Raw genomic sequence first — 8319 nt, 5'->3', positions numbered from 1 at the left:
GCCGACACCAAGGACACCGGCAAGGCCGACACCAAGGACACCACCGAGGGCGACGACGGCGACGGCGACGCGAAGTCCGCGAAGCCCGCCGCGCCGCACGTCGACCAGCCCACCGCCGTGTTCCGGACCGACGGCAGGCCCGTCGCCGGGGGCACCCGAGGCACGGCCTCCAAGGACACGGGCAAGGCCGACGCCAAGGACAGCACCGAGGGCGACGGCGGCGACAGCGACGGGAAGTCCGCGAAGCCCGCCGCGCCGCACGTCGACCAGCCCACCGCCGTGTTCAAGGCCGTGCGGCCCCCGGTCGACCAGGCCACCACGATGCTGAAGCTCGGCGACGCCGCCAAGGACGCCCCGAGGAGCGACCGCAGGGCCGCACCCGGCACCGCACCCGAGGACACCCGCAAGGGCACCGCCGACGCCACCCCCGAGAACGCTCCGAAGGAGGCCCCGAAGGACGCCCCGAAGGGCACCGCCGGTGGCGCCGCCGCCGAGAAGGACGCGGAGAAGGACGCCGAGCGGACCAGCACGTTCGTCGCCCTCAAGCCGCTGGACGACCCCGCGACGCGCAAGCCGCCGTCGGCCCCGGGGCAGAAGGCGCCGGAGCAGAAGACGCCGGAGCAGAAGACGCCGGAGCAGAAGGCGCCGGCCGCCCCGGGGAAGGGCGCTCCCGGGCGCACGACCTCCCCCGCCGAGGCCACCGCCGCCGTGCCCGTCGTCGGGCCCGAGCGGACCACGCAGCAGCCGCTGCCGCCCAAGCCGCCGCTGGACCTGCTGGCCGAGCTGACGAACACCCCGCCGCCCCCGGAGACCCCGCTGCGCACGGCCGTGCGGCGGGTGAAGATCTGGACGCCGATCGCGCTGCTGCTGCTGATCGTCTTCGCGGTCGCGCAGAACCTGCGCCCGCTGCCGTCGCCCACCCTCGACCTCACCGCGAAGGACAGCTACACCTTCGAGGGCGGCAAGGTCGACATCCCCTGGCCGGCCGACGGCCAGGCCGCGCTGGACGTCCAGGGCATCGGCACCTTCGGCTCCTCCGGCGAGCAGCGGCCCGTGCCGATCGCCAGCGTCGCCAAGGTCATGACCGCCTACGTCATCCTGCGCGACCACCCGCTCAAGAGCGGCGAGGACGGCCCGAAGATCGGTATCGACCAGGCCGCCGAGGACCAGTCGGACGCCGGCCAGGAATCCACCGTCGACGTCACCGCGGGCGACAAGATCAGCCAGCGGGAGGCCCTGGAGGGCATCCTGATCGCGTCCGCGAACAACGTGGCACGGCTGCTGGCCCGCTGGGACGCGGGGTCGGAGAAGGCGTTCGTGGGCAAGATGAACGACGCCGCCGAGGACCTCGGCATGAAGAACTCGACGTACACCGACCCGTCGGGCCTGAACAACACCACCGTCTCCACGGCCGTGGACCAGGTGAAGCTCGCCAAGGCCGCCATGCAGCAGCCGGCGTTCCGCGAGGTCGCGGCGATGATGTCGTACGTCGACTACAAGGGCGTCAAGCACGACAACTGGAACCGCCTGGTCGGCTACAACGACGTGACCGGCATCAAGACCGGCACGACCACCTCCGCGCTCGGCAACCTCGTGTTCTCCGCCAAGAAGGACGTGAACGGCGAGACGCGGCGGATCATCGGCGCGGTCGTGCGCCAGCCGGCCGGCGGCCCGGACAACACCATCCTCGGCGCCGCCCTGCACGAGGGCGACAAGCTGATCCGGGCCGCGCAGGGCGCGCTGGAGTCGGCGACGATCCTCAAGAAGGGCGAGGTCGTCGGGTACGCCGACGACGGGCTCGGCGGACGCACGCCGGTCGTCGTCACGAAGGACGTCACGGCCGTCGGCTGGGCGGGGCTGTCGGTCAAGCTGACGTTCGCCGCGGACGAGCTGCCGCACCAGACGAAGGCCGGCACGAAGGTGGGCACGCTCACCGTCGGTGACGGGTCCAGCGGTGCCGTGAAGGTCCCGGTGGCCCTTCAGAAGGATCTGGTCGAGCCGGGCTTCGCGGACAAGCTGACGCGCATCGCCTGAGCGCGGGCCGCCGCCCGCGCACCGCACCCCGCCGGTGGGGGCCCGTCCGGGCCCTGCCCGGCGGGGTGCGTGCTAGCGTCACGAAACGGGGCAGGTCGCCGTGCCCGGCGGCATGCGGCGGACCGGGGGACGAACGGTTCACGGCCGGGGAGCATCGGGCGAGAACAGAAGACGGGACACGGGGAGTGCCTTCGAGTGGCCACTGCGGAGCCGACACGCGCAGACGACGCCGATCCGGGCCCGGTATCCGGCCCGCGAATAGGCCTGCCCGCAGAACCGGAGGGCGCGCCGCCGCCGGACACGGCGCCGGACAGCACTGACGACACCGACGGTGCTGACGGCACGGACGGCGGGGCCGGGCTGCCTCCCGTGGTGCGGGCCGTGCGCGCCCGCATGCTGCGCCACCCGGTCCTGTCGATCACGGGCCTGGCCGCGGTGCTGCACGTCGTCTGGTTCTTCACGTTCGCGAACAGTGGTGGCGATCTCGCCGCGCAGGACGCCTGGGCGGAGTTCGTCGGCCGGCACCCGGACTCGGCGTACAACCTCGCCTGGTACGGCGGCATGCACCCGGTGTCGTACAGCGTGGTGTCGCCGTACCTGATGTCGGTGCTCGGCGTCCGGACGACGATGATGATCGCGGGGACGGTGTCGGCCGGTCTGCTGACGCTGCTGCTGTTGCGCTCCCGTTCGGTCCGCAACCCACTGTGGGCGTCGCTGGCGGGTGTGTTCGGGCTGTTCTGCAACGCCGTGTCCGGCCGGGTCACCTTCGGCCTGGGCATGATGTTCGCGCTCGGCGCGGTCGCGGTCGTGTTCTGCTGGCCGCACCGGTGGCGGTACCGGCGTTGGGCGAAGGCCCTGTGCGCGGCGCCCCTGGCGGCGCTGGCGACGATGGCGTCCCCGGTCGCGGGCCTGTTCGTGGGGCTAGTGGCGGTGGCGCTGTTCCTCCAGAAGCGGCGGCCCGGCGCCTGGGCGCTGGGGCTGGCGCCGAGCGTGGTGGTGGCGCTGTCCGCGTGGCTGTTCCCGTTCTCGGGGACGCAGCCGATGATCTTCGGCTCGGTGCTGCTGCCGCTGGCGTTCTCGGTGCTGGTCCTCGTGCTGGTGCCGCGGGACTGGAAGACGGTCCGGCTGACGGCGGGGGTGTACGGCCTGGGGGTCGTGCTGGTGTGGCTGATCAGCTCGCAGATCGGCTCCAACATCACGCGGCTGGCCATGCTGTTCGCCGGTGTGGCGCTGGTCGCCGCGCTGCCGTTCACGGTGCCGCGCAGCCGCAGGTGGTACGCGGCCGTGGTCGCCCTCGTGGGCTTCGGCGTGTGGATCGGCTTCAAGACGGTCGACGACATCGTGCACACGGCACCGGCGGCCTCCTGGTCGCGTGAGCTGGCGCCGCTGGTGAACGAGTTGCAGGAGGTCGGCGCGGAGAAGGGCCGGGTCGAGGTCGTGCCCGCCCGGTCGCACCGCGAGGCCTCGGCCCTGGCCCCGTACGTCAACCTGGCCCGGGGCTGGAACCGCCAGGCCGACATGGAGCGCAACCCGCTCTTCTACGACGACACCCTCAACTCGGCGAACTACCACGAGTGGCTCAAGCGCTGGGCGGTCCACTACGTGGTGCTGCCGAAGGACGAGCCGGACGGCGACGGCGGGGAGCGCGAGCGGGCCCTGGTGCAGCGCGGTCTGCCCTATCTGAACCAGATCTGGGGCGACGCCAACTGGCAGCTGTTCGAGGTGACCGAGCCCACGCCGCTGGCCGAGCCGAACGCGGTGGTCGACCGGGCCGAGCAGGGCGAGATGGTGCTTCAGGTGAAGAAGCCGGGCCGCATCCTGGTGCGCGTGCCGTACTCCCCGTGGCTGAGCATCGTCGACGCCGAGGGCAAGAGCCTGAAGCCGCCGCAGGAGACGGAGGCCTCCAAGAACCGTCCCGAGGGCGAGCCGAAGACGTACGTCAACGTCAACGGCTGCCTGGCGGAGACGGAGGAGGACGCGCAGGGCGACAAGTGGACGGAGCTGCTCGCGCCGAAGGCGGGCACGTACCGCCTGGCGGCGCCGTACCAGTTCCCGCGCGGGACACCCTGCCCGGAGGAACTGCGCTGACCTCCGCGGATCCCGTCCGACCCCCGGCACCCCCGGCCTGCCCGACGCAGGCCGGGGGTGTCGTGCATCGGGCCGCGGACACCCACCGTTTGTTCATGTAGGTGAACACAGGTCACCTTGCCGAACAATTTTGCCGTCTCTTGACCTTCCGCTTGCTTGCCGTGCGCACGTCACCGAACCCAGAGTTCACATGCCTGACTGTGGCGGCAGCACCGTGGAAGGGGACTCATGAACGGTCTCGACTGGGCCGTGCTCATCGGCTATTTCGCCGTGATGGTCGCGATCGGCGTCTGGTCGCACAAACGCGTGGACGACGTCAGCGACTTCTTCACGGCCGGCGGCAAGATGCCGTGGTGGCTGTCCGGCATCTCGCACCACATGTCGGGCTACAGCGCGGTGATGTTCACCGGGTACGCGGGCATCGCCTACACCTACGGCGTCACGTCCTTCGTCACCTGGTCCTTCCCCATCGCCCTCGGCATCGCCATCGGCTCCAAGCTCTTCGCGCCGCGCATCAACCGGCTGCGCTCCCGGCTCCACGTGGCCTCCCCGCTGGAGTACCTGAAGAACCGCTACGACCTGAAGACGCAGCAGGCGCTGGCCTGGTCCGGCATGCTGCTGAAGATCGTGGACGTGGGCGCGAAGTGGGCGGCGATCGCGACGCTGCTGTCCGTCTTCACCGGCATCTCGCTCAACCAGGGCATCCTGATCACCGGCGGCATCACGGCGATCTACTGCACGATCGGCGGCCTGTGGGCGGACGCGCTGACCGAACTCGGCCAGTTCGTCATCCAGCTGCTGGCGGGCGTCGCGATGTTCGTCGCGGTCGTCGTCCGGCTCGACGACCACGGCGGCTTCTTCGGCGTCTGGGACTCCCCCGAGCTCCAGGGGCACGAGAAGCCGCTGGTCGGCCCGTACGGCACGGTGTTCCTGCTGGCGTTCCTCTTCATCAAGCTGTTCGAGTACAACGGCGGCATGCTCAACCAGGCCCAGCGCTACATGGCCACGCCGAACGCCAAGCAGGCCGAGCGGTCCGCCCGGCTGTCGGCGATCCTGTGGCTGGTCTGGCCGCTCGTGCTGTTCTTCCCCATGTGGATGTCGCCGCTGCTGGTCGAGTCGCAGAAGGCGGACGGCTCGGACTCGTACGCGCTGATGACCGAGCAGCTCCTGCCGCACGGCCTGCTGGGCCTGGTCATCGTGGGGTTCTTCTCCCACACGATGGCCATGTGCTCCTCGGACGCCAACGCCATCGCCGCCGTGTTCACCCGGGACTGCGCGCCGGTGATCTGGGCCCGGGCCCGGTCCTGGAACCCGAGCCAGGGGCTGCGGGTCGCCCGGGTCGCCACGGTCGTCTTCCTCGGGCTGTCGATGGCGGCGGCCACCCAGGTCAACTCCCCCGCGTTCAAGGACATCATCACCGTCGTCATCAAGTGGGTGGCCGGCCTGATGGGCCCCATGGCGATCCCGATGATGCTCGGCCTGCTGCGGGCGTTCCGCCGCTCCGGCCCGACCGCGGCACTGGTCAGCTGGTCGATGGGCCTGCTCGCCTTCTGGCTGGTGAACTACCCGATCAACTGGAACGTCGAGGGCGGTGTGCCGCTCCAGTACCAGGTGTCGATCCCGCTCGCGGTCTCCCTGGTGCTGTACGTCCTGATCGGCTACCTCAAGCCCGAGGACACCCCCGAACGCCTGGCGATCATCGAGAAGATCAACACCGACGGGGACGGAGCGGCGACGGCCGCGGTGCCGGCTCCGGCCGGTCCGGTGGACGAGGCGGTCCGCACGACGGTCCGGGAATGACGGACGGGGACCGGTCCCCCCTCGTCCGGCGACGCGCTCACGCCCGCGGGTAGCGGGCGAGCCATCCCGGGGAGGAGCCGCCGGGACCGTGCAGGGCGGGCCCCTGGGTCATCTCCATGGCGAAGTCGTCGGCCAGCTCCAGGATCGTGGGACGGCCCTCCAGCTCGGCCAGCCAGGCCGGCGGGAGGGCCGTCTCCCCGTGCAGGGCGCCGAGCAGGCCGCCGGCCAGCGCGGCGGTGGCGGCGGACGGGCCGTCCTGGTTCACGGCCAGGCACAGCCCGTGCCGGACGTCGGCGGCGACGAGCGCGCAGTACACGGCGGCCCCGACCAGTCCCTCCGCCGTCCCGGGCCCGCTCAGTTCGGCCACGCGCTCCGGCCCCGGCATGCCCTGGCGGACCGCGCCGAGCGCCTGCTGAAGCGCGTCGGACACCGGTGCGTGCCCGGGGCGGGAGGCCAGCAGGGCGAGGGTGCGCTGCACCGCCGTGTCGAGGCTCTCCCCGCGGGCCAGCCCGTGCACGAGCAGGGCGTAGGCGCTCGCGGCCAGGCAGGCCGCCGGGGAGCCGTGGGTCTGCGCGGCGCACTCCAGGGCGAGCTGGGCGACGAGCTGCGGCTCCCAGCCGACGAGCAGCCCGAACGGCGCGGACCGCGCGGCGGCCTCCGGCCCGGTCTCCCCGGGGTTCTTGGGTGCCTCCGGGGTGCCCATCGTCTCGTCCCCGAGCCCCAGCAGCAGGGCCCGGCCGGGGTTGCGCCGGGCGTACAGCCACTCCTCGCGGGCCAGCCACCCGTCGTCCTTGCGGCGCTCGTCGGGCCCCCAGTCCCGTTGGGTGGCCGCCCAGCGCAGATACGCCCGGTGCAGGTCGGTCGGCGGGTGCCAGGCGCCGGTGTCGCGCCGCACCTGGGCGCGGATCAGCCCGTCGACGGAGAACAGGGTGAGCTGCGTCAGGTGCGTGACGGCGCCGCGCCGGCCGTAGGCAGGGGCGAGGTCGAGCAGCCCCTCCGCGCCGTGCGCCTCCCGGATCTGCTCGATGCCCAGACCGTCGACCGGTGCGCCGAGGGCGTCGCCCACGGCCACGCCGAGCAGCGTCCCGCGCACCCGGCTGCGGAAGTCCTGCTGTTCCGCACGGCCCCAGACGGCCCCGGCAGTCGCACCCACCTCGACCTCCCAGGGCACCGTCCACACGTACGACGCTGAGCACTGTAATCGAACGAGAACGGCGGGCTGAGGGCCGCAACGGTATGGGGGAAGTGCCGGGAGGGACCGGAGTGGCCGGGTATCGGCCGTACCGGGTCCCCTCCCGGCCCCGGGTCAGGACGGGTCGTGACCCGGGTGTGAGAAGTCGTGGAAGAAGGTGTGGGCGTCGGTGGAGTAGGCAGGTGGCTCGTCGGACTCGGTGGTGATGCCGAGATCACGGCGCATCGCCTCCCTCGCCGCGGCGATCAGCGTCCACACGGCGTGCTGCGCCTCGGCGGCCGACCGCAGTGTCTCGCCCGGCCGCGGGTTCCCCTGCTCCAGCCGCTTGACCTGCCCGTAGACCCCGTTCAGCGCACCGTTGACCGCACGCGCCGGTTCGACCACCGCGTCCGGCGCGATCATCAGCGCCTCGGACCAGCGGTCGCGGTAGGTGTCCTTGGCGGCCTCCAGCACCTGGACGTCCTCGTCGCCGGCCGTGCGATCGCGCATGACGTACAGGTGCCGGCTGAGCGCCGTGCAGAACTGCCGGGCGTCACGGTGCAGTTCCGTGTAGCAGCGGCGCCGCAGCTCCCGGTTCGCGCGCTCCTCCTGGAGCGCCTGGCTCATCTCCAGCTCGTGCCGCTTGGCCTTGTCGGCACCCCGCTGGGTGAGCAGCGCTCCCCCCAGCGTCCCCGCCACACCGGCCACGGCTATCAAGACCGCCCCCACGTCCATCCGGACACCCTAGCCAGGTCCGAGCGCGAGTTCGGCCCACACCGTCTTCGCTCCGGCCGGCTCCCCGCGCACACCCCAACGGCCCGCGTACGCCGCCACGATGGTCATGCCGCGGCCCCCTTCCGCGTCCCCCTCCACCGGGTCGGGGAGGTGCGGCACCCGGTCGCCCCGGGCGTCGGTGACCTCGACGCGGAGCGTGCGGCCGGGCCGCAGTTCCAGCACCAGCCGGAAGTCCCTGCCCGGTACGCGCCCGTGCAGCACGGCGTTGGACGCCAGTTCCGCCACCACCTGGGCCGCGGCCTCGTACGGCTCGCCCCAGTCGTCGAGTTGGCGCTCGGTGAGCAGCCGGGCCAGGCGCGCGCCCCTGCGGGTGGCGGACAGCCGCACCGCGAACTGCCGGGTGGGGACGGGAACCTCCACGGTGAATCTCTGGCTCATGTCACCCACAGTGGCCGCCCGGTCCCTACGCTGAACAGCTACGACGTCGGTAC

The 8319-nt window shown here is 72.2% G+C and carries 5 protein-coding genes and 1 pseudogene; 3 read left to right on the top strand and 3 right to left on the bottom strand.

The window, feature by feature from the left end:
- The 3 genes and pseudogenes from ACH4C6_RS26045 to ACH4C6_RS26035 all read left to right on the top strand — a co-directional run.
- Positions 1–2034, top strand: a pseudogene (locus ACH4C6_RS26045) (D-alanyl-D-alanine carboxypeptidase); the annotation flags it as partial.
- Positions 2035–2229: 195 nt separating this feature from the next.
- Positions 2230–4122: an MFS transporter gene (locus tag ACH4C6_RS26040; protein ID WP_398111005.1), complete on the top strand. Its 1893-nt coding sequence runs from the start codon at positions 2230–2232 to the stop codon at positions 4120–4122.
- A gap of 228 nt (positions 4123–4350) precedes the next feature.
- Positions 4351–5922 (top strand): sodium:solute symporter family protein, encoded by a 1572-nt coding sequence (locus ACH4C6_RS26035; RefSeq protein ID WP_398111004.1) that lies wholly within the window; start codon positions 4351–4353, stop codon positions 5920–5922.
- 37 nt (positions 5923–5959) lie between these two features.
- Here the strand turns inward: ACH4C6_RS26035 and ACH4C6_RS26030 are convergent, their stop codons facing one another.
- From ACH4C6_RS26030 to ACH4C6_RS26020, 3 genes are all read right to left on the bottom strand, one after another.
- Positions 5960–7075 carry an ADP-ribosylglycohydrolase family protein gene (locus ACH4C6_RS26030; RefSeq protein WP_398111003.1) on the bottom strand — a complete coding sequence of 372 codons (1116 nt, stop codon included), beginning with the start codon at positions 7073–7075 and terminating at the stop codon, positions 5960–5962.
- 153 nt (positions 7076–7228) lie between these two features.
- Positions 7229–7828, bottom strand: coding sequence for a hypothetical protein (locus tag ACH4C6_RS26025; RefSeq protein ID WP_398111002.1), 600 nt, complete (start codon positions 7826–7828; stop codon positions 7229–7231).
- 9 nt (positions 7829–7837) lie between these two features.
- The gene (locus tag ACH4C6_RS26020; protein WP_398111001.1) at positions 7838–8266 is read right to left on the bottom strand and encodes an ATP-binding protein; all 429 of its coding nucleotides are present in this window, start codon (positions 8264–8266) and stop codon (positions 7838–7840) included.
- Positions 8267–8319 lie beyond the last annotated feature (53 nt).

Origin of the sequence: Streptomyces sp. NPDC017943 (assembly GCF_044328425.1) — a bacterium.
In the GTDB taxonomy this organism is placed as follows: Bacteria; Actinomycetota; Actinomycetes; order Streptomycetales; family Streptomycetaceae; genus Streptomyces; species Streptomyces djakartensis_A.
This window is presented reverse-complemented; position numbering and strand designations above follow the sequence as displayed.